The 19,480-nt window shown below is 63.4% G+C and carries 19 protein-coding genes; 5 read left to right on the top strand and 14 right to left on the bottom strand.

Annotated elements, in window-relative coordinates; genetic code table 11:
- Window positions 1-116: 116 nt before the first annotated feature.
- The 8 genes from VF629_RS05745 to VF629_RS05710 form a co-directional block, all read right to left on the bottom strand.
- Window positions 117-1,799 carry an AarF/ABC1/UbiB kinase family protein gene (locus VF629_RS05745; protein ID WP_331057503.1) on the bottom strand — a complete coding sequence of 561 codons (1,683 nt, stop codon included), beginning with the start codon at window positions 1,797-1,799 and terminating at the stop codon, window positions 117-119.
- A gap of 193 nt (window positions 1,800-1,992) precedes the next feature.
- Window positions 1,993-2,490, bottom strand: coding sequence for a hypothetical protein (locus VF629_RS05740; protein ID WP_331057502.1), 498 nt, complete (start codon window positions 2,488-2,490; stop codon window positions 1,993-1,995).
- A gap of 247 nt (window positions 2,491-2,737) precedes the next feature.
- Window positions 2,738-3,712: an alpha/beta hydrolase gene (locus tag VF629_RS05735; protein ID WP_331057501.1), complete on the bottom strand. Its 975-nt coding sequence runs from the start codon at window positions 3,710-3,712 to the stop codon at window positions 2,738-2,740.
- 172 nt (window positions 3,713-3,884) lie between these two features.
- A complete protein-coding gene (locus tag VF629_RS05730) occupies window positions 3,885-5,030 on the bottom strand; it encodes a hypothetical protein (RefSeq protein WP_331057500.1) in 1,146 nt (381 codons plus the stop codon).
- Window positions 5,031-5,293: 263 nt separating this feature from the next.
- The gene (locus VF629_RS05725) at window positions 5,294-5,962 is read right to left on the bottom strand and encodes a YggS family pyridoxal phosphate-dependent enzyme (protein ID WP_331057499.1); all 669 of its coding nucleotides are present in this window, start codon (window positions 5,960-5,962) and stop codon (window positions 5,294-5,296) included.
- A gap of 137 nt (window positions 5,963-6,099) precedes the next feature.
- Window positions 6,100-7,122, bottom strand: a complete 1,023-nt coding sequence (locus tag VF629_RS05720; protein WP_331057498.1) for a VWA domain-containing protein — start codon at window positions 7,120-7,122, stop codon at window positions 6,100-6,102.
- Window positions 7,123-7,357: 235 nt separating this feature from the next.
- Window positions 7,358-8,275, bottom strand: a complete 918-nt coding sequence (locus VF629_RS05715) for a hypothetical protein (protein ID WP_331057497.1) — start codon at window positions 8,273-8,275, stop codon at window positions 7,358-7,360.
- Window positions 8,268-9,170, bottom strand: a complete 903-nt coding sequence (locus VF629_RS05710; RefSeq protein ID WP_331057496.1) for a DUF58 domain-containing protein — start codon at window positions 9,168-9,170, stop codon at window positions 8,268-8,270. Before VF629_RS05710 ends, VF629_RS05715 begins: the two co-directional genes overlap by 8 nt.
- A gap of 36 nt (window positions 9,171-9,206) precedes the next feature.
- On the opposite strand from VF629_RS05710, the gene VF629_RS05705 reads away from it, so the two are divergent.
- On the top strand, window positions 9,207-9,641 hold the full coding sequence (locus VF629_RS05705; protein WP_331057495.1) for a DUF4296 domain-containing protein: 435 nt from the start codon (window positions 9,207-9,209) through the stop codon (window positions 9,639-9,641).
- On the opposite strand, the gene VF629_RS05700 is transcribed toward VF629_RS05705, so the two are convergent.
- The 6 genes from VF629_RS05700 to egtB all read right to left on the bottom strand — a co-directional run bounded on the left by VF629_RS05700 (window position 9,634) and on the right by egtB (window position 15,971).
- Entirely contained in the window at window positions 9,634-9,981 is a 348-nt protein-coding gene (locus VF629_RS05700) for a tRNA-binding protein (RefSeq protein WP_331057494.1), read from the bottom strand. The genes VF629_RS05705 and VF629_RS05700 overlap by 8 nt on opposite strands.
- A gap of 147 nt (window positions 9,982-10,128) precedes the next feature.
- Complete coding sequence (locus VF629_RS05695) at window positions 10,129-10,722, bottom strand: DUF922 domain-containing protein (protein WP_331057493.1); 594 nt, start codon at window positions 10,720-10,722, stop codon at window positions 10,129-10,131.
- 119 nt (window positions 10,723-10,841) lie between these two features.
- Window positions 10,842-12,218 carry an MATE family efflux transporter gene (locus VF629_RS05690; RefSeq protein WP_331057492.1) on the bottom strand — a complete coding sequence of 459 codons (1,377 nt, stop codon included), beginning with the start codon at window positions 12,216-12,218 and terminating at the stop codon, window positions 10,842-10,844.
- Window positions 12,219-12,446: 228 nt separating this feature from the next.
- Window positions 12,447-13,574, bottom strand: coding sequence for a pyridoxal phosphate-dependent aminotransferase (locus tag VF629_RS05685; RefSeq protein ID WP_331057491.1), 1,128 nt, complete (start codon window positions 13,572-13,574; stop codon window positions 12,447-12,449).
- A gap of 16 nt (window positions 13,575-13,590) precedes the next feature.
- A complete protein-coding gene (egtD, locus tag VF629_RS05680) occupies window positions 13,591-14,571 on the bottom strand; it encodes an L-histidine N(alpha)-methyltransferase (RefSeq protein WP_331057490.1) in 981 nt (326 codons plus the stop codon).
- A gap of 104 nt (window positions 14,572-14,675) precedes the next feature.
- A complete protein-coding gene (gene egtB / locus VF629_RS05675) occupies window positions 14,676-15,971 on the bottom strand; it encodes an ergothioneine biosynthesis protein EgtB (RefSeq protein WP_331057489.1) in 1,296 nt (431 codons plus the stop codon).
- Between the two features lie 269 nt (window positions 15,972-16,240).
- On the opposite strand from egtB, the gene VF629_RS05670 reads away from it, so the two are divergent.
- The 4 genes from VF629_RS05670 to VF629_RS05655 all read left to right on the top strand — a co-directional run bounded on the left by VF629_RS05670 (window position 16,241) and on the right by VF629_RS05655 (window position 19,463).
- Window positions 16,241-16,501 (top strand): KGG domain-containing protein, encoded by a 261-nt coding sequence (locus tag VF629_RS05670; RefSeq protein WP_331057488.1) that lies wholly within the window; start codon window positions 16,241-16,243, stop codon window positions 16,499-16,501.
- A 123-nt stretch (window positions 16,502-16,624) separates the two neighbouring features.
- Window positions 16,625-17,695 (top strand): o-succinylbenzoate synthase, encoded by a 1,071-nt coding sequence (locus tag VF629_RS05665; protein ID WP_331057487.1) that lies wholly within the window; start codon window positions 16,625-16,627, stop codon window positions 17,693-17,695.
- Between the two features lie 65 nt (window positions 17,696-17,760).
- Window positions 17,761-19,026, top strand: a complete 1,266-nt coding sequence (locus VF629_RS05660; protein ID WP_331057486.1) for an aspartyl protease family protein — start codon at window positions 17,761-17,763, stop codon at window positions 19,024-19,026.
- Between the two features lie 59 nt (window positions 19,027-19,085).
- On the top strand, window positions 19,086-19,463 hold the full coding sequence (locus VF629_RS05655; protein WP_331057485.1) for a DUF423 domain-containing protein: 378 nt from the start codon (window positions 19,086-19,088) through the stop codon (window positions 19,461-19,463).
- The last annotated feature ends 17 nt before the right edge of the window (window positions 19,464-19,480 follow it).

Raw genomic sequence — 19,480 nt, 5'->3', positions numbered from 1 at the left:
CCCCACGCCGTTAAAGTCGTCCGGGGACGCGGACTACAAACTCCGCGCTACATCGCCCCAGTACACAAACGCCGAAACCGCTTCTCCCCCTTTCTCCATCCGCAAACACACCCACGCTACTTTTCCCGCCGCCCGGTGCCCAGCAGCAACAGGATTAACATGAGAAAGCCGGTGGCGCCCAGGCTCCACCACGTGATTTCGGGCACGCCGCGCCAGTAAGGCATGCCCGGCGAGTAGCGGCCCATCAACGAAAGGCCCGAAAAAATCAGCCCGCCTACGCTCAGCAGCGCCAAAATGGTGCGGCTCACCAGCTGGTCAGCCTTGCGAAGCAGGGTTTGGTAGCCCACCAACTCCACGCGCAGCCGCAACTCGCCCTTGCTGATTTTGCGCACAATCTGCCGGACGTCAGCGGGCAGCGTTTGGAGCAGGGCCAGGAGCTGCGTCCCGGTGTATTCGGCCTCGCTCAGCAGGTTTTGCCGCGAGTACTGCTCCCGGATAATCTTGGCGCCGTAGGGCCGCACAAACTCAAAGGTGTTGAAGTTGGGATGCAGCACTTTGCCAATGCCCTCCAGAATCACCAGCGCCCGCAGAATGAGAAACACCGCGCCGGGCACCTGCAATTTGTAGTTGTAAATCACGGCCTGCAGCGCATCAGCCAAGTCGCTCATGCTCATTTCCTTCACGTCGAGCGTCGCGAAGTCCTCAATCAGCTGGCTTAGGTCCGATTCGAACGCCCGCATGTCGGGGATTTCGGCGGTGAGGGCCAGGCGCCGAAAGTTCAGGGCCATGCTGCGCGCATCCTGCCGCGCCATGCCGATGAACACGCCCGCAAAGGCGTATTTCTGCTGCTTGGTGAGGCGGCCCACCATGCCAAAGTCGATGAGGACCACCGTGCCGTCGGGCTGCACCAGCACGTTGCCGGGGTGCGGGTCGGCGTGGAACACCCCGAACTCAAAAATCTGGGTCAAGTAGATGTCCATGCCGTTTTCGGCCACGCTGGCCGGGCTCAGGCCCCACTCCAGCAGCTGCGCTTTGTCGGTGATTTTGCAGCCGCTCACGAACTCAATCACGAGGATGCGCGCCGTGCTCAGCTCCCGAAACGGCTTGGGCACGTAGAACGTGGTGTAGTCCTCGTACAGCTTGCGGAATTGTTCCATCGAGCGGGCTTCGGCCGTGTAGTCCAGCTCCTTGCTCATGCTGCGCTCGAAGGCATCCACGATGTCCTGCGGGTTGGCAAGGCCCTGCTTCTGTAGGAAGCCAGCCGTGAGGCGCACCAACTCGTGCAGCAAGGCCAGGTCCGAGCGCACTTTTTCGCGCACGCCGGGCCGCTGCACTTTCACCACCACTTCCTCGCCAGTCAGCAGCCGGGCGCGGTGCACCTGCCCAATGCTGGCCGAGCCCAGGGTGGTATCGTCAAATTCACTGAATACCTCCGAAATCGGCCGGCCCAACTCTTCCTCGATTATCTGGCGGGCAATGGCCGTGGCAAACGGCGGCACGTTGCTTTGCAGCTTCTCAAACTCATCAATCAGCGGCTGGGGCAGCAAGTCGGCCCGGTTGCTCATGGCCTGCGCCAGCTTGATGAACGTGGGGCCCAGCTCCTCAATAATCAGGCGCACCCGCTCCCAGCGCGTGGTTTCGAACACTTGCCGGTCGGCGCGCTGCCAGTTCAGGCGCCGGGCTTGGCTCACCAGGCGGCGCAACGGCGTGGTCGTCACCACATCCTCGAAGCCGTAGCGCAGCAATACCTCGGCCACCTGCCGAATGCGGGCCAGGTTGGAAATTGTGTTTTTAAACATCGACTGTGAAAGTAGTGTCTGGCCGCGGTAGAGCGCCACGCTAGGCCGGCCCCGGCGCAACGACTGCCTTCTTCAAGGAGCCAAAAAGCAGGCTTACGTTCCTTCCGCAAGGTCGTAGCCGGGCTCAAATCAACAAAGAAAGCCCCGTTTACGCGACGCAAACGGGGCTTTCCGAACCAAAAGTTGGTTATGCTTACGCTTGGCCTTCGCCGTTGGCAGAAGGTGCGGCAGCGGGCTTTTTGGCGGCCGGCTTCTTAGCAGCGGGCTTAGCGGCAGCACCGGCTTTGGCAGCCGCCGATTTCTGGGCCGAGCCAGCGTTTGAGCTCACCGCGTCAGCCACTTTCTTGGTGGCACCGGCGGCTTTGGCTGTCGCCGAGCTTTGCTTGCTGGTGGCGCTGCTGGCAGGCTTGGCGGCCGGTTTGGCAGCGGGCTTCTTGGCCGGAGCCTTGGCTTTGGAATCGCCCAGACCCACGGTGCTTTTCACGCGCTCGGTCAGGCCCTGGAATTGCTTTTCGAGCTCGGCGCGCTTGGTTTCGCCGCTCTTCATCAGGTCTTCAATGATTTTCTTGCCCTCTTCCTGGGTCATCTTGTTGTCTCTCACCAACTTCTCGATGGTGCTTTGCAACGACTTGCTGCCCTGCGCGATGTAGCCAACGCCGGCATTAACGAACTTCTTGAACAAATCTTCCATGATGAAGAAACAGGTTGGGGGTGAAATGAAAAAAGGGAAGTAGCTGAAAGGAAAGAGGTTGTCACCGTAAAGTAGTATGCAAGCCGACTATTTTCGATGCAAACCTACGAACTGTCCGCACAATAGTTGAGCAGTGTACGCCGGTTTTTTTGAAAAGTGGCTTAAAAGCATCGATTTGAGAATACATTTTTTCAATTACTGGCATTCCCGCCTCGCCACTTCCCGCTTGCAACCACCTCTGTGCCAACTAGGCAGCACGGCGGCGCGCCACTGGCCGAGACTCGCTGGCTCGCGGCAGCACCTTGGCGACGCCCTGGTTTGCCCACAGCTTTTCCAGGAAAGCGGCCACTTGGTCGAGGGCCTGCCGGGCCTCGGGCACCACCCGCCAAAACAAATGCCACCAGTGCACCAAGCCTTCGAAGGGCTGCAACGTAACGGCCACGCCGGCGGCCCGGGCCTTGTCCACGAATTTTACCGCGTCGTCGTACAACACTTCCGCCGAAGAAATCTGGATGAGCAAGGGCGGCAAGCCGTGCAAGTCGGCCTGGGCGGGCGAGAGCAGGTGGTGCGAAAGCGGCGTCTTGTGGGCGTAGAGCGGGCCCCAGGTGCGCATCTGCAGGGCTTCCAGGAGCAGGCCTTCTTCGCGGGCTACGCGGCGCAGGGCCGTGATGGGCAGGTTGAGGTCGGTCCAGGGCGAGAGGCCCACACCCGCCGCGGGCGCAGGTTCGCCGGCCTCGCGCAGGGCCAGCAGCAGGGCCAGCGCCAAGCCGCCGCCGGCCGAGTCGCCGGCCACCACAATGTCGGCGGGCTGGTGGCCGTGGCGCAGCAGCCAGCGGTAGGCGCGCTTGGCATCGTCCAGGGCGGCGGGGAAGGGATGGTCGGGCGCCTTGCGGTAGTTAATGGTCAGGGCGTTGAGGCCACAACGCTGGGCCAGGCTGCCCACCAAGCTGCGGTGGGTGTTGAGCGAGCCCAGCACGTAGCCGCCGCCGTGCAGGTAGAGCAGCACGCGGCTGGGGTGGGCGTTGCGGGGCCGCAGCCACTCGGCTTCGAGGCGGTTGTCCAGCTTCAGGCTTTCGAGGTGCACGTGCCACGGCATGAACTGAAACAGGGAGCCGGCCTCCATGGCGAGGCGCATGGCGCCCACACTGGGCTTCCGACGGGCCAAAGGCGCCGCCGCCGCCGTGAGGAACTGCTTGAGCAGCAGGTGTTGGAATGAGGGCATTGGGTGGGATGAATGCGGGAGAATGTAGGCCAAAAAGCAGGTGGACTGCCATTGGAAAGGGTCGTGCAGAGCGCAGCGAAGCATCTCGCGTGCTTCAATTATTCGCTATTGCGAGCGAGATGCTTCGCTGCGCTCTGCATGACGCAGTTTTATTCGGTCTTTAAACTATAAACTACGGCTTTTGGCCCAGCTTATTGCCCCGGTAACCTTTGATGGCCAGCGGAATCCAGCCGAGCACGGGGATGAAGTAGGCGAGCGTGATGGGATTACGCCATAGCATACGCAACCAGGCGCCCGGCCGGTCGAGCTGCATGCGAAAATGGCGGCGGCCTTCTTTCACGTACAGCCGCTCGAACTCGGTGAACACCGCGGGCCAGGCAAACGGTAGGAAGAAGGGAAAGAAGCGGCGGTTTTCTTTGATGCGCTGCCACAATTCGCGCCAGCGGTAGGGCTCCTGGCCGTGCGCGGCCACGGCGGCGTCCATTTCGCCTTGCATCTGCTGGCGGATTTTGTCCGACAATTCCAGGTACTCTTCGCGGGTGAGCTCGTCGTGGGCTTTGCTGGTGAGGTCGGAAGGGCGAATGCGGGTGCCCATCACGTAGGTGAGCTTGGCCGGAAAAGCCAGGTAAAACGCCCACGGCTGAATGATGACCAGCAGCAGCATCAGCGTGATGGGCAGAAACGGAATGCCGATTTTCTTGGACCACTTGTTTATGGCTTCCCAGGAGTAGGCGTAGGGGTTGAGGTACTCGCCGTTGATGGTGTAAAAAGGCACGATGTCGGTGCCGTGCTGCAGGCTGAGGCGCACCATGCTGGTGGCCAGGCGCTGGAGCTGGTACTTGCGGTTGAACCCCTTGCCGATGCCGGGCACTCCTTCGGGGTACAGCATCAGGTTGTGGTCCTGGTAGTACATCATGGTTTCAAAATTCAGCGTCGTGGCGTCCACGCAGCCGCATTTTTTCCAGAAGTCCTTCACCAGGTAGGGGTTCATCAGGGCCGTTTGCGAGAGCATGGGCGCCGAGAGGGGCCGCGGCAAGTCGCTGAGGGAACTGGTGTTGGGCAGCTCGCGCCACAGGTGCGACAGCACCACCATGGCGTCCCAGGGGAAAGCCATGCCGGAATGGTTGCTGGCGAAAATCAGCGGCCGGTCGGGGTTGTTGCGCTGCGGAAAATTCTCGAAGCCCACCAGCTTCGAGCGAAACCACACCCGGTCGAGCAGTTGCAGGATGTTTTCATCCAAGGTTTGGGTAAATTCCTCCCGGAAATAGTCATCATAGATGTGCTGGTTGGCTTGAATGGCCGGCGGGGGGGAATTCAATGACGAAGGGGAATTGAAGAACGAGGAATTATCCGGGCTTCCGTGCATGAAAGAAAGGTAGGCGTTTTCTCTTAATCTAGGCTCCGCCGTTGCGGAGCCGATTAGGAAAAGCAGGAGCCCGCGATGCAGCCCGTTTTATGATGAACGGTTACAACGCAACAGAACCGTCCGGTGGCTTGAGCGTCTGGGCCGCCCAAGCCGCTTTCCCGCTTCGCCGGGCCTCCTCATTTCCCTTACTTCAGTAAGCCACAGGCGTCCATGCCTCAGCCCCGGCTGCCAAAAATGGCGCTGCCCACGCGCACCAGCGTGCTGCCCTCGGCCACGGCCAGTTGATAGTCGCCGCTCATGCCCATGGAGATTTCGTAGAAGGCCGGTTCAGTGGCAAAATATGTGGCTTTTAGCTGCTGGAAATGGCTGCGCAGCTGCTGAAACTCTTGCCGCAACCGGGCCTCGTCGGGGGTGAAGGTGGCCACGCCCATCACGCCCGTCAGGCGCACGTGGCGCAGGCGTTGGAACTCTTCGGATGCCAGGATTTCGTTGGCTTCGGCCAGCGTGAGGCCCGACTTGGTTTCTTCCTGGGCGATGTGAAATTGCAGCAGGCCGTTGATGGTGCGGCCGTTGGCGGCGGCGTGTTTGTCCAGCTCCTTGAGCAGCTTGAGGCTGTCGATGCTTTGCACGGTGTGCACAAAGGGCGCCAGGAGCTTCACCTTGTTGGTTTGGAGCTGGCCGATGAGGTGCCATTCCACGTCGGCCGGCAGCTGGGGCTGCTTAGCGGCCATTTCCTGGGGCCGGTTCTCGCCAAAAATGCGGGCACCCGCATCGTAAGCTTCTTGCAGCCGCTCCACGGGATGGGTTTTGGTGACCACTACCAGACGGGCGGCGCTGCCCGCCAGCTCAGCGTTGATGCGGTGGATGTTTTCGGCGATGGACATGGATTGATGTGCTGATTATTGAATGTGCTGATGTGCTGGGCTTCGGAACGCTGCTGTTTGGAAACATAGCATTCAGATGCGGAAAAGGTTATCTGAAAAATTCCAGCAATCAGCACATTCAATAATCAGCACATCGGTTAATCTTCCAGCGGGTTGCTGAGGAAGGAGCTTTTCAGAAACAACCACAACAGCCACAACCCGATGCTGAGCCAGAGGTAGGGCGGGTAAAAATCCTTGGTGTTGCGGAAGCGCAGCTGTTTGATTTCGCTCTTTTCGAGCTGGTTGATTTGCTGGAAAACCTGGCGCAGCCCGGCGGCGTCGGTGGCCCGGAAAAACTGCCCGTCGGCGGCGGTGGCCAGCTGGCGCATGGTGGTTTCGTCGAGGCGGGTTTGCACGTAGCGGGTGCGGCCGTCCTCGGTTTGACCGTAGGGCACGAAGCCGTCTTGCCCCAGCCCGATGGTGTAGATGCGAATGCCAAACGCGTGGGCCAGCTGCGCGGCCAGCAGCGGGTCGAGGCTGCCGGCATTGTTCTCGCCATCGGAGAGCAGAATGCACACCCGCGAGCGGGCCGTGGACTCGCGCAGGCGGTTGGTGGCCACGCCCAGGGCCGTGCCAATGGCCGTGCCATCGAGCTTAATCATGCCCAGGCGCAGGCTGGCCAGGCTTTCGCCGAGCAAGGCGTAGTCAGTGGTGAGCGGGGCCAGCGAATACGCGTCACCCGCGAAGGCAATGAGCGCCAGCCGGTCGCCTACCCGGGTTTTAAGAAAGTCGGCGGCAATGCGCTTGGCGGCTTCCAGGCGGTTGGGGCGCAGGTCCTGGATTTCCATGGAGCCCGACACGTCGAGGGCCAACACGATGTCGATGCCGCGCCCGGACTGCTCCACCCGTTCGTCGGTGCGCTGCGGGCGGGCCAGGGCCACAATGCCGAAGCTCAGGCTCAGGCCCAGCACCACGTCGGGCAAGAAGCGCAGCGCGGCCACCCAGTCGCGCCCCACCGGGCCGGGGCCAAACGCCACGGCTACCCGCGCCCGGCGCCGCGCCAGCAGCCAGCGCAGCACAAACAGCAGCGGCACGGCCGCAATGAGCAGCAGCAGGCGCGGCTGTTCCCACTGGTAGCCCGCCAGCGTGGTATAGCGCAAAAGGTTGAAAAATTCATTCACAGCGGCCGCGAAGGTAGTATTTGAGCAGTGGGCAACGACGGCGCTGGCGCGCGTTTGCCCCGTGTGCCGACGAGCTGGGCGTTTGCAACGCCCCCGGTCGCGCCGTTTTAGGGCGTTCGGGTTTCGTTCACGCGGCCAGCCAGAGGCTCGAAGCCCGTCGGCCTGCGTTGCGAATGCGCGCCAGCAGTTCTGCTATGGTGCAGTGTTCACTACTCGTTGTCCCCCTGCTCACCGCTCATTGCCTCACGGAAGCGTAGCGCCGCTCGGCAAATCCGCGCAGGCGTTGGAAGGCGCGGTCCACTTCCTCGGCGTCTTCGGTTTGCAGGTTGCCGTAAATCACCTTGTCGGTGGCGCTTAGCGCTTTCCGCACGTCGGAGTCATTCTCGAAGTAGGCCACGATTTCGCGGGTGGTGAAGGACGTGAGCGCACTGTTTTCGAGGCCGGCAAGGTAGCTTTTCCAAAGCGTGACGGCGCGCTCCACGTTGGTGGCCGAGCGCGACAGGTCGAACCGCTCGACGTGGCGCGCAAACTGAGCCAGAAAGTACACGTGGTTTTTGCGCATCTTGTAGGCCTGGTAGCGCTGCGCAATCCGGCGCCGAAACAGGGTGGCACTGCCCGTGAGCAGCAGCAGCCCAATGGCCCCGCCCGCCAGCCAGTAAGGGTAGTTGAAAGCGGGCTCGATGGGCACCAAAGCCAGGTTTTGGCGCAGGGCCGGCAGCTGCTCGGTCTGGGCCAACAAGGGCGACGCGGTACGGCGCAGGCGCACGCGGCTGGGCAGCGTGGGCACGCTCAGCGTGTCGAGCTCCTGGAGCACGGCCACGGGCAGCGCCAGGCTTTGCACCGAATCGAGGCGAAAAGTGCGCAGGTGGTACACCGTGCGGTCGAGGCTGCGGCCCTGGCGGGTGCGGGTGGGGTAATACGTCTTGCCCACGTACTCAAACGGCGCAAACTGCGCCGACGAGTCCGGAAACACCACTTCCACGTCGGGCGCGTGCTCGTAGCGCAGCTCGTAGTCGACGAGCTCGCCCACCATCACGGACTTCTTCAGAAACCGGCCCTCCGGCACGAGCCACGGCGCGCTCTGAGCTGCTGCCGCCGCGGGCAACCACGCCACCAGCACGCCCACCCACCAACTGCGAAACCCGCTACCCACGGCGAACTGACTGTTGGCGGTGGCGGAACAGGTTTACCAGCTGGGGCACGAAGTCGCCCTCGGTGCTCAGGGCCAGAAAACCGGTGCGATTGCGGCGGCAAATGTTGACCAGCTCGGCTTCCTGACGCTCGGCGCTGGCAACGACGCCGGCCCGGAAATCAGCCGACGAGGTATTTACCCAGCGCACCTGGCCGGTTTCGGCGTCGCACAGCGGCACAATGCCCACGGCCGGAAAGTGCCGCTCGCGCGGGGCCAGCAGCTGCACCACTATCAGGTCGTGGCGCTGGGCCAGCATGGTGAGCTCGCGCTCGTAGTTGCCGTCGATGAAGTCCGAAATCAGCACCACCAGGCTTCGGCGTTTCAGCAGGCCCAGCGCTTGCCGAATGGCCGCCCCCACGCCCGTGCGCCGCGAGGCAGGCACCAGCGCAAACAGGCGCTGAATGAGGGAATACGCCGCCCGCGACCCTTTGCCCGGCGGGAAGTACAGCTCCTTTTGGTCGGAAAACGCGAAAAGCCCCAACGCCGAGCCCTGGCGGGCCGCCGACAAGGCCAGCAGCCCCGCAATGTCGCGGGCCACGTCGAGCTTGCGGCGCTGGCCGTCGCCCACGTCCAGCGAGGCGCTCACGTCGAGCAGCACCAGCACCTGCTGCTCTTTCTCTTCCTTGTAGGTTTTGACGAAGGTGCCGTGGCCTTTGCTCGACACGGCCCAGTCGATGGCGCGCACTTCGTCGCCGTACTGGTAGAGGCGCACGTCGTCGAATTCCAGCCCGGTGCCCTTGAAAACGGAGTGAAAATCACCCTGCAGCTGGGCCTCCACCGCCTTACGGATGCGGATTTCGAGGTGACGCAGGCGGCGCACCAAGTCGGTGAGGGCCGAAGGCACGGAGGGGTTCATATCGGCGAAGCTACGGCTTAGGAGTAACTTTGGGGCGTGAAATTATTTCGTCGTCGTTGTCTGGGCTGGGCGCTGCCCTCCCTCCTGCTGCTGGCCGCCCCGGCTTGCCAGCGCCCCGAAGAGGCCCCCAAACCGGCCGACTTGATACCGCGGGAGCAAATGATAAGCCTGCTGGCCGACCTGCACGTGCTGGAAGCGCGCGTCGAAAACAGCCGCCTGATGCCCGATTCGGCCCGGGCCCTGTTCCTGGCCCAGCAAAAAAACCTGCTCTGGCAGCGCGAGGTGTCGGACTCGACCTTCCAACGCAGCTATCGTTACTACGGCATCCACGGCAAGGACCTGAACGAAATCTACCAGTCCGTCATCGACACGCTAAGCAACCGGGCCAAAAAGCTGGAACCCGCCGACGCTCCCGCTGCGTCGCCTGCCCCAGCGCTCCCCCCTGCGCCTGCGCCTACTGCGCCTAAATAAGGCGGCTGCCGTTGGGCACCCGTATGGGCACGCTGGCGAGCACAATGTAGCCGTCGGCATCGGCGAAGCCCGTGACCAGCACCTCGGACCGAAATTTACCGATTTGCTTGGGCGGGAAGTTGACCACGGCCTGCACCTGGCGGCCCACTAGCTCCGCCGGCGTGTAATGCTGCGTGATTTGGGCGCTGGACTTTTTCAGGCCGATTTCGGGCCCAAAGTCAATCAGCAGCTGATACGCCGGCCGCCGGGCTTCCGGAAAGGGCCGGGCTTCCAGGATGGTGCCCACGCGCAACTCGACGCGCTCAAATTCGGCCCAAGTCAGGGGAGCGGATTCTGACATAATAAGTAGTAATAAGACGTAAGTAGCAAGTCACAAGCAACATGACGCAGGTAGCGGGTAACAGATGGTTGACCGCCAGCCATCCCAGGAACGCAGTCGGTCTTGCTACTCGGTACTTACATCTTATTACTTAGGTCTTCCTGCTGCCTATTTCGCTGGTTCCTCCACCGCGAAGGCCTGGAGCTGGGTCAGCTTGATTTGCGTCTGCTTTTCCCAGTAGTCCTGTTTGGCGGCGTTGAGGCCATGGTTGGTTTCGGCGTCGTAGCGGTTTTGCTCGCGGCTCCACTCGGTGTACACGCCTTTGGTCAGGTTGTCGAAAGCCGGTTGGAGCTTGTTGCAATTGGCTTTGGCTTGGAAAACGACCAGCTTTTGGCGCAGCAAGCGCGCATACACTTCGGTGATGTCGAAGTGCATTTGCTCGTGCTTGAGCAGCGCGGGCGAGGCCGTGGTGGGGTTGCGAAACCACGACGTTTTGGGGTCGAAGGTGGCCTGCACCGTGCCCGAAAACACGAAGTCCCGGCACGCCGCCCCCGCTTTGATTTCGGCCGAGGTTAGTGCCGCCAGCCTATCGGACGGACCGGGCCGGCCCTGAAAATCAGCAATGGTAAGGGGGCGCGAGGCCGACCACACAATGGGCGTGGGCGCTGCCGGCGCGGCCGCCGGAGCAGCCGGACGGGGCTTGGCGGCCGGGCCTTGCAGCAGCGCCACGGCAACTAAAAACGAGGTTAATAATGAAAACATGGCGGAAATTGATAAGAGTAAAGCCGCTTTGCAGCCGTGCTGCTGAACAGAACGGGCCACACAAAAATTGCCTGCCCGACGCAATTTAACCAAGCCCTTCGCCCAACACTAGTCCGGGCTTAACGGGCCACGCGCTGCTCTTGGGCGGCATCGGCGGGCGCGGCAATAAAATCGGGCTCGGTTTCGCGGCGGAAGCGCACGAGCAGCACCCCCGCCACAATGGTGAGGCCCACCAGCAGCCCCGTCCACACGCCCGGCGCGCCGAAGTGCAGCTTGAAGCCGAGGAAGTATCCCAGGGGCAGCGCCACGGCCCAATACGCCAGCAAGGCCACCACGGAGGGCACCTTCACGTCTTCCAGCCCGCGGAGGGCGCCCAGGCCCACCACTTGCAAGCCATCGGACACCTGAAACAGGGCGGCTACGAGCAGCAGCGTGGCCGCCTGCGCCACCACTTGCGGGTCGGTGATGTAGACGTAGGGCACCCAGTGCCGGGTCATAATCAGCAGCAGGCCCATGGTTCCCATGAAGCCAAAAGTGAGCCAGTAGGCCGCAAATCCGGCCTGCCGGGCCGCGCCCAGGTTGCCGGCGCCGCGCAGGTTGCCCACCCGAATGGTGGCCGCCGCCGCAATGCCACTGGCCGCCATGTAGGTCATGCTGGCCACGTCGATGGCCACTTTGTGGGCGGCTTCGGTGGTTACGCCCAGCCAGCCGGCCATCAGCAGCGACAAGCCAAAGGCCCCGACTTCCAACGCCATCTGCACGCCAATGGGCGCGCCCAGGTCGACCACGCGGCGAATGGTGACGCCTTCGGGCAGCCAGCTTACCACGGCCGCACGCTCTTGCCGCAAGCGCTTGGCGCGCAGCACGTAGGCGCCCATGAACACCGCCATCAGGCCGCGGGCCACCAGCGTGGCCCAAGCCGAACCCATCATGCCCATTTCGGGGGCTCCCCACCGGCCATACACCAGCGCGTAGCAGAGCAGGCCGTTCAGCACGTTGCCCAGGATGGACAGCCACATGGCCTGCCGGGTGAGGCCCAAGCCCTCGGCAAACTCGCGGAATCCCTGAAAGACCATCAACGGAAACAGCGACAGGCTGATGACTTGCACCCAAGGGCCCGCCAGGTCCACCACCTCGGGCGGCTGCCCCAGCAGCGGGAGTAGCAGGGGTATGAGTTGGCCCAGGCCCGCCAGCACCAGCCCGGCCAGCGCATTGGTCCACACCGAGGCCACCAGCAGGCGGCCAAGCTCGGGCAGGTCGCGGCGGCCGTCGGCCGCCGCCACGAGGGGCACGCTGCCCATGCTGAGGCCCACGCCCAGCACCAGCAGCACGCTGGTGGTGCTCACGCCCACGCCCACGGCCGCCAGCGGCACCTTGCCAATGTGGCCCACCACCACAGAATCGACGAAATTGACAAGCACGTGGCCCAGCTGGGACAGCATCACCGGGTAGGCGAGCAGCAGCGTGGGACGCAGGTGCGGACGAAGGTTTTTCAAGGTACTCAACAATAGCAACGGCCTAACCAGGCTGGCTACAAAGGTACCGCCCGCTCGGGGCTCAGGGCTTATTTGCGCTGGTTGAACGCGCTAGACAAAACGAGTACCCCAAAATTTCATTTCGGCCCGCCAGCACGTCCGTCAGCAAGGTGTTCAACCGGGCCGAAATGAAATTTCGGGGTACTCGTTCTGTCAACCCAAACCGCTTCCAGGCATTTGGGGACTGAATCAGACGCTCAGGGCAGCGAGTGGGGCCAGCACTTGGCGCATGCGCGCCACGGCTTGCTGGAGCACCGCTTCTTCCACGGCGTAGGACAGGCGGAAAAAGCCCGGGGCTCCGCAGGTGGCGCCGTCTACTACTTCTACGCCGGCGCCCGCCAGCCGCTGGCTCAGCTCTGCCGAGGCCTGGGGGGCGGGCATACCTGGAGCGAGAAAGCGGGTGAAGTCGGCAAACACGTAATACGTGCCTTCGGGTGCGGCCGTGGGCGGGGCGTCGGGCAGGGCGTTGAGTGCCTCAAGCAGCTGCTGGCGGTTGCTGGCAAGCTGGCGGCACAAGGCCGCGCCAATGACGTCGGCGTGCTCGGTGGCGGCCAGCGCGGCCGCCTGGTTGGGGATGGGCACGGCGCCGCTGGTGGCAAACAGGCGAGCGGCCACGGCTTCGGCTAGCGCGGGCGGGGCCACCAGGCAGCCCACGCCCCAGCCCGCCAGCGCCAACGACTTAGAGAACCCGCTCACCACCACGTGCTGATGCCGCGGGTCGGGCATTGCCAGCAGCGTGGGCACGGGCGCGGGCCCAAAACGGATGCCTTCGTAAATCTCGTCGCTGAGCACCCAAAGCTGCGGAAATTCGGCGGTCACGGCCAGCAGGGCCAGCCACTCGGCCCGGGAGTACACCCGGCCGGTCGGGTTGTTGGGATTGGTGAGGATGAGCACCCGGGTGGCGGGCGTGAGGGCAGCGCGCAGGGCTTCCGGGGTCAGGACGTAGTTGTTGGCGGCGGCCAGTGGCAAGGTGCGCAACACTCCGCCGGCCCGACTCACCATACCCCAGAAGCCGAACCAGTTGGGCGTCGGCAAGAGCACCTCGTCGCCGGGCGTCAGCAGCTCGCTGAGCAGCGCAAAAATGCCGACTTTGGACCCAGGCGTTATCAGCACTTGCGCCGCGGTAACAGTAGCAGCTCCGCGCCGGCGGTAGCGCGCGGCAATGGCTTCGCGCAGTTCGGGCAATCCTGCTATTGGGCTCACTGCCAACGGCTTTTGGTGTTGTCCGGCCGCAGCCAGGGCCGCAGTGGCAGCCTCTAACGCCACGGCTGGCACTGCAAAATTTCCGTATCCCGATGCCAGGCTCACCTTCTCCATTGCTGCGTTGTGCGGGTTAGTTTTCTTGCGTGGCCAGCACCAAATCGGCAAAGTCCGCGGCCGGGTCGGTGAACGTGGCTACCACCCGCAAGCCAGCTGCGGCAGCCAGCTCATCGAGTTGCGGCAGCGTGAATTTGTAGGAATTTTCGGTGTGAATCACCTCCCAAGCGGCAAAATCAATGGTTTGGTCGAGCGCATCAATGTGTACTTGCTGGGCCCGGGTGCTGACCAGGAACGAGCGCACGGCCCCGTTCAAGGGGCTGTAGTCGGTGTAGTGTTGCCACTGCGCCAAGTCGAAATCGGCCCCCAGCTCGCGGTTGATGCGCGTGAGCAAGTTCAGGTTGAACGCCGCCGTCACGCCCTGCGCGTCGTCGTAGGCCGCCCGAATACGGCGCGGGTCCTTCTGCAAGTCAAACCCGATGAGCAGCCGGTCGGCCGGCGTAAGGGGCGCGGCAAGCTTCCGCAAAAAGTCGAGCCGCTCGGCCGGGCCGAAATTGCCAATGTTGGACCCCAGGAATAGCACGGCCTTGCTGCCCGGCCGGGTGCGCAGCTCGCGCAACGCCGTGGCGTAGTCGGACACCACCGGGGCCACGTGCAAGGCCGGCAGCTCCTGGTTGAGCGCCTCCACCAAGCCCGTCATGGCGCCGGCTGAAATGTCGACCGGGGCATAGGTGAAAGCGGTGCCGGAGCGCAGCAATTCCTTGAGCAGCAGCTTGGTTTTGGCGCCGTCGCCCGCCCCCAGCTCCACCAACGCAAACTCATCGCCGGCCGACGGGCTCAGCGCCCGGGCAATGGCCGCCCCGTGCTCCTGGAAAATGGCAAATTCGGCCCGTGTGGGGTAATACTCGGGCAGCTCCATGATTCGTTGGAACAGCCGGCTGCCCGCATCGTCGTAGAAATACATCGAAGAGAGCGTCTTGGGCGTGCGGCTCAGGCCTGCGGCCACGTGCTGCGCCAAGTCTTCCACGGCGGGACTTAAAAGAGAAGAGTTGCTCATGCAGCAGCTTAAAAACGGCAAAATTGAAGAGGAGCCCGCAACGGCTGGATTGTCCAAGGCATGGCTTAACCACGCCGCAGCAACAGCCCGCAGCTGCGCAGCGGCTAGCGCGCCAGCCGGATGCCGGTGAACTGCCAGCGCTTGTCGGCGTGGAAAAAATTACGGTAGCTCACGCGAATGTGATTTTCCGGGGTGGCGCAGGAGCCGCCCCGCAACACCAGCTGGTTCACCATGAATTTGCCGTTGTACTCGCCCAGGGCCCCAGCCGCGCGGGAGTAGCCGGGGTAGGCATGGTAGGGCGAGTACGTCCACTCCCAGCAGTCGCCCAACAGCTGATGGCAGGCGCTGGGGTCGGCATCGGCGGCCAGGGGCTGGGGGTCGAGCAGGTTGCTTTCCAGCCAGGTGCCGCCGCCGGTGGCCGCTCCGAAATGCCGGGCGGCGGTTTCCCACTCGGCCTCGGTGGGCAGGCGCGCACCGGCCCAGTTGGCGTAAGCGTCGGCTTCGTAAAAGCTGATGTGCGTGACCGGAGCCGCTGGCTCCACGGGCCGCAGGCCGTGGTGCGTAAACCGGTGCCAGGCGCCCTCCACCTGCACCCAGTACAAGGGCGCTTCCCAGCCCTGGGCCTGGGCCAGGTCCCACCCTTCGCCCATCCAGTGGCGGAAGTCGCGGTAGCCGCCCGCCGCGATGAAGGCCTCGTATTCGGCGTTGGTTACCAGGCGGTTTTGCAGCTCAAAAGGCGCCAGCAGCACCTCGTGCACGGGCAGCTCGTTGTCGAAACAAAACCCTTCTTCCTGAAAGCCGATGGGCTGAATGCCGCCCGGCACCGCCAGCCACGCGGCCGGGGCCACCTCCGTGGTCGGCGCGGGCAGTTCGGCGGCCGGCCGGTATTCGGGGGCTAGCGGGCTGGTGCTCAAAATGTATTTGATGTCGGTGGCCAGCAGCTCCTGGTGTTGCTGCTCGTGGTGCAGCCCCAGGTCCAGCAGCTCGAAAAAAGCAGGCGGCAGCAGCTTGTCCGAAGCCAGCAAGAGGGCCATGGCTTCGTCGACGTGGGTGCGATAGGCCAGCACGTCGGCCAGCGGCGGCCGCGACAGCGTGCCCCGGTCGGCGCGGTTCACGCGCGAGCCGAGGGAGTTGTAGTAGGAATTGAACAGAAACGCATACTCCGGGTGGAACAGGTGATAGCCGGGGGCGTACTCTTTCAGGAGGAAGGTTTCCCAAAACCAGGTGGTGTGGGCCAGGTGCCACTTGGGCGGGCTCACGTCCAGCATGGGCTGCACCACGGTGTCTTCGGGCAGCAGCGGCGCGCACAGCGCCTGGCTTTGCGCCCGCACTTGCTGGTAGCGGAACAGCCAGGAGTGCGCCTTGGTAGCAGGGGCGGGAGAAGAATGGACCTGAGGCATAAACGAGGATTGAAAAGAGCAGCTTTTTCACTAACCGCCTTAGCAGGCCGCAGGTTGCGGCGGGCCGAAAATAGGCGCCCTCCGGTAATCCCGCAGGTGCCACCTATAAACACGCAGGAGCTTTCAGGAAGTACGTAGAAGCTCTTCCGTAAAAAGCGGTATTTATGGTGATTTTGGGGCCCAAAACCAACTAAATACGTGTCAATGAGTAGGTTTATAGACACCAACACGTATCATTGCAACACACTAAAACTTCTTTCCATACTCCTATGACAACTTCGAACCCCACCTCCGCCGCCGCAGCCAGCAAAGGCTCTACCCGCCCTGCCAACCGCGTGGGCACCAAAAGCCGTCGCGGCTTTGCTGCCATGAGCCCCGAAACCCAGCGCCGCATCGCCAGCGAGGGCGGCAAGGCCTCGCACGCCAGTGGCCGCGGCCACCGTTTCTCCGCCGAAGAAGCCCGCGACGCCGGCCGCAAAGGCGGCTTGGTGAGCCGCCGTGGCAAGACGGCTGCCACCGCGAACAAGTAAGCAAAGGTTAAGAAAACCGTTTGAGCTTTCGGAACGAGTACCCAAAATTTCATTTCGGGGTACTCGTTCCGAAAGCTCAAACCAAACGGCTTCCGAACAGACGCGGCCGCGCATCTTTGCGCCATGCTTCGTCTCAGCTTTTCGCAGCGCACCTTGCGCTTCAACTTTCCGGCCCGCACTTCGCGGGGTGACCTCGCCGAACACACGGCCTGGTACCTGCACCTCGCCGACGATGCGGCCCCCGCCACCGTGGGTTTGGGCGAAGCCGCGCCATTGGCCGGCCTCAGCCCCGACTACGGCCCCGGTTTTCCTACCGCCGTGGCCCGCCTCTGTGAGCGGTTCAATGCCGGCGCATTTGCCACCTTCACGGCGGCCGATGCGCCGGCATTTGTGGGTTTGGAATACCCCGCGCTGGTCTTTGCCCTGGAAACGGCCCTGCTGGACTTGGCTCGGGGCGGGCGGCGCCAGCTCTACGCCAACGCCTTCAGCCAGGGGCAGGCCGGGCTGCCCATCAACGGGTTGGTGTGGATGGGCGACGCGGCCTTCATGCGCACCCAAATCCAGGACAAGCTGGCCGCCGGCTACCGCTGCCTGAAACTGAAAATCGGCAGCCTGGACTTTGCCACCGAACTGGCCCTGCTGGCCGAAATCAGGGACGTGGCCGGCCCCGAGCAACTGGTGCTGCGGGTAGACGCCAACGGCGCCTTTGCTCCCGCTGACGCCCCGGCCCGGCTGGCCGAATTGGCGGCGTTCGACATTCACTCCATCGAGCAGCCCCTTGCGGCGGGCCAATGGGCACACATGGCCGAATTGTGCCGCTCCTCCCCCGTTCCCATTGCCCTCGACGAAGAACTGATTGGCGTCGGCGACCCGGCCCGGCGGGCGGCCCTGCTCGACGAAGTGCGCCCCGGCTACGTGGTGCTCAAGCCCACGCTGCTGGGGGGCCACGCCGCCACCCGCCACTGGATAGCGCTGGCCGAAGCCCGTGGCATGGGCTGGTGGATTACCTCAGCCCTCGAATCCAACGTTGGGCTCAGCGCCGTGGCCCAGCTCACGGGCGAATACGACGTGCAAGGCTTCGCGCAGGGGCTGGGCACGGGCCAACTCTACCACAACAACGTGGCCGCGCCGCTGCGCATCGAAGCGGGTGCGCTGCATTACCACCCGGCCGGGACGTGGGAACTGCCAGCATAGGCGAACACCGTAGGAAAAGGAGCGACATATTCGCTTAATTTACCGGTTGCTAGCCCCTCCCACCCATGTTCGCTTTGCGTATTGCATGTTTGCTGGTTTCCCTGTGCTTTTGCCTGGGAGGAGGCCAGCGTGCGTACGCCCAGCCGGATGGGACGAGCACGCCGTTTCGGTTTGCGGAATCCCGCCACAAGAAAGCCCGGGTTCCCATTCAGCTGCAGCGCAACCTGGTGGTGGTCGGCGTCAAGCTAAACGGCTATGGGCCTTTTAACTTCTTGTTGGACACGGGCGTTAGCACGTCCATCATTACTTCCTCGGCGCTGGCCGACTCTTTGGTTCTGCGCCACGGCCAGCAATTTCGCGTCGTTGGCGCGGGTGGCACCGACACCGGGCTGCTGGCTTACCAAACCGATAGCGTGCGGGTAGACATGCCCGGGGTGGTGGCCCCGCACATGTCCTGGTTGGTGTTGTCGGAAGACGTGCTGGACCTCTCGGGCTACGTGGGGGTTCCGATATATGGCATTTTGGGCTCCGAGATTTTCCGCAGTTTTGTGGTAACGCTCCGCCCCGACCTCGACGTAATGACGCTCCACGACGCGGCCTCTTACCGCGCCCCAACGGGAAGGCAATGGTCCAGTGTCCCGCTGTCGTTGCAAAACAACAAGGCGTACGTCACGGCCCAGATACGGCTATCCGACACCCTGGAGCTGCCGTTGAAGCTGGTGTTGGACACCGGCGCCAGCCACGCGCTTTCGCTGGAGCTCGATTCGGACCCCCGCCTGGTGCCCCCGCCCAAGCAGCTGCCCACCGACCTGGGGCGGGGCCTCACGGGCACGGTCAAAGGCTTTCTGGGCCGGGTCACCACCATGAAGCTGGGCCGGTACAGCTTGCGCTCCGTGCTCACCTCCTTCCCCAACGCCGACGACGTGCACAGCCGGGTGGACGTGCCCCGCAACGGCAACGTGGGGTATGAGCTGCTCAAACGGTTTTCGCTGGTGATTGACTACCCCCATCAGCGCTTGCTGATGCGGCCCAACACGCGTTTTCGCGACCCGTTCGAACACGACATGTGCGGCATTGAGCTGCTGGCCGCCGGGCCCGACTACCGGCGCTACCTAATCTTGCGGGTCATGCCCAACTCGCCCGCGTCGGAAGCCGGGCTGGTGCCCGACGAAGAGCTGCTGACCATCAATTTCTTGCCCGTCAGCGTCTTCACCCTCACGCAACTCGACCGCCTGCTGCATTCCGAGGATGGCCGCGTGCTATTCATGGTGCTGCGCAAAAACGACGGCAGCCTGCGCAGCGCCACTGTGCGCCTCAAGCGCCAAATCTGAGCCGGACTCCGGGGCTACCTTTGGGGCAGCATTACCACAGCACAGTTGCTCCTCACGTTATGACTGCTCGACTTCTTCTTCAACTTGCCTCGCTACTGGGTGGCCTTGGGGTGGCCATTGGGGCCTTCGGGGCCCACGGCCTGCGCGACATGCTCACCAAATCCGGCCGCTTCGACACTTTTGAAACCGCCGTGCGCTACCAGTTCTACCACGTATTGGCGCTGCTCGTCATCGGGGCGCTGTGGACGGCCCGGCCCGAGCTGCGCGCGCTGGGCACCACGGCTTGGCTCTGGATTGGGGGCATTGTGGTGTTTAGTGGGTCGTTGTACGCGCTGTGCTTCACGGGCATTACCAAGCTGGGCGCGGTGGCGCCCATCGGCGGCCTGCTGCTCATCGCCGGCTGGATTAGCCTGCTGCTGGCCGTCCGGGAGCTGTAGCAGCCATCGGCTAGCCG

Origin of the sequence: Hymenobacter sp. (assembly GCF_036388155.1) — a bacterium.
Taxonomy (GTDB): Bacteria; Bacteroidota; Bacteroidia; order Cytophagales; family Hymenobacteraceae; genus Hymenobacter.
Note: the sequence above shows the minus strand (reverse complement) of the source record. Positions and strands in the feature narration are given on the sequence as shown.

What these genes read in the sequence shown, in the direction of transcription:
- egtD (WP_331057490.1), bottom strand. Translation starts at nt 14,571, where the DNA reads ATGAGCAACTCTTCTCTTTTAAGTCCCGCCGTGGAAGACTTGGCGCAG.
- VF629_RS05670 (WP_331057488.1), top strand. Translation starts at nt 16,241, where the DNA reads ATGACAACTTCGAACCCCACCTCCGCCGCCGCAGCCAGCAAAGGCTCT.
- VF629_RS05735 (WP_331057501.1), bottom strand. Translation starts at nt 3,712, where the DNA reads ATGCCCTCATTCCAACACCTGCTGCTCAAGCAGTTCCTCACGGCGGCG.
- VF629_RS05745 (WP_331057503.1), bottom strand. Translation starts at nt 1,799, where the DNA reads ATGTTTAAAAACACAATTTCCAACCTGGCCCGCATTCGGCAGGTGGCC.
- VF629_RS05700 (WP_331057494.1), bottom strand. Translation starts at nt 9,981, where the DNA reads ATGTCAGAATCCGCTCCCCTGACTTGGGCCGAATTTGAGCGCGTCGAG.
- VF629_RS05740 (WP_331057502.1), bottom strand. Translation starts at nt 2,490, where the DNA reads ATGGAAGATTTGTTCAAGAAGTTCGTTAATGCCGGCGTTGGCTACATC.
- VF629_RS05655 (WP_331057485.1), top strand. Translation starts at nt 19,086, where the DNA reads ATGACTGCTCGACTTCTTCTTCAACTTGCCTCGCTACTGGGTGGCCTT.
- VF629_RS05660 (WP_331057486.1), top strand. Translation starts at nt 17,761, where the DNA reads ATGTTCGCTTTGCGTATTGCATGTTTGCTGGTTTCCCTGTGCTTTTGC.
- VF629_RS05695 (WP_331057493.1), bottom strand. Translation starts at nt 10,722, where the DNA reads ATGTTTTCATTATTAACCTCGTTTTTAGTTGCCGTGGCGCTGCTGCAA.
- VF629_RS05685 (WP_331057491.1), bottom strand. Translation starts at nt 13,574, where the DNA reads ATGGAGAAGGTGAGCCTGGCATCGGGATACGGAAATTTTGCAGTGCCA.
- VF629_RS05665 (WP_331057487.1), top strand. Translation starts at nt 16,625, where the DNA reads ATGCTTCGTCTCAGCTTTTCGCAGCGCACCTTGCGCTTCAACTTTCCG.
- egtB (WP_331057489.1), bottom strand. Translation starts at nt 15,971, where the DNA reads ATGCCTCAGGTCCATTCTTCTCCCGCCCCTGCTACCAAGGCGCACTCC.
- VF629_RS05710 (WP_331057496.1), bottom strand. Translation starts at nt 9,170, where the DNA reads ATGAACCCCTCCGTGCCTTCGGCCCTCACCGACTTGGTGCGCCGCCTG.
- VF629_RS05725 (WP_331057499.1), bottom strand. Translation starts at nt 5,962, where the DNA reads ATGTCCATCGCCGAAAACATCCACCGCATCAACGCTGAGCTGGCGGGC.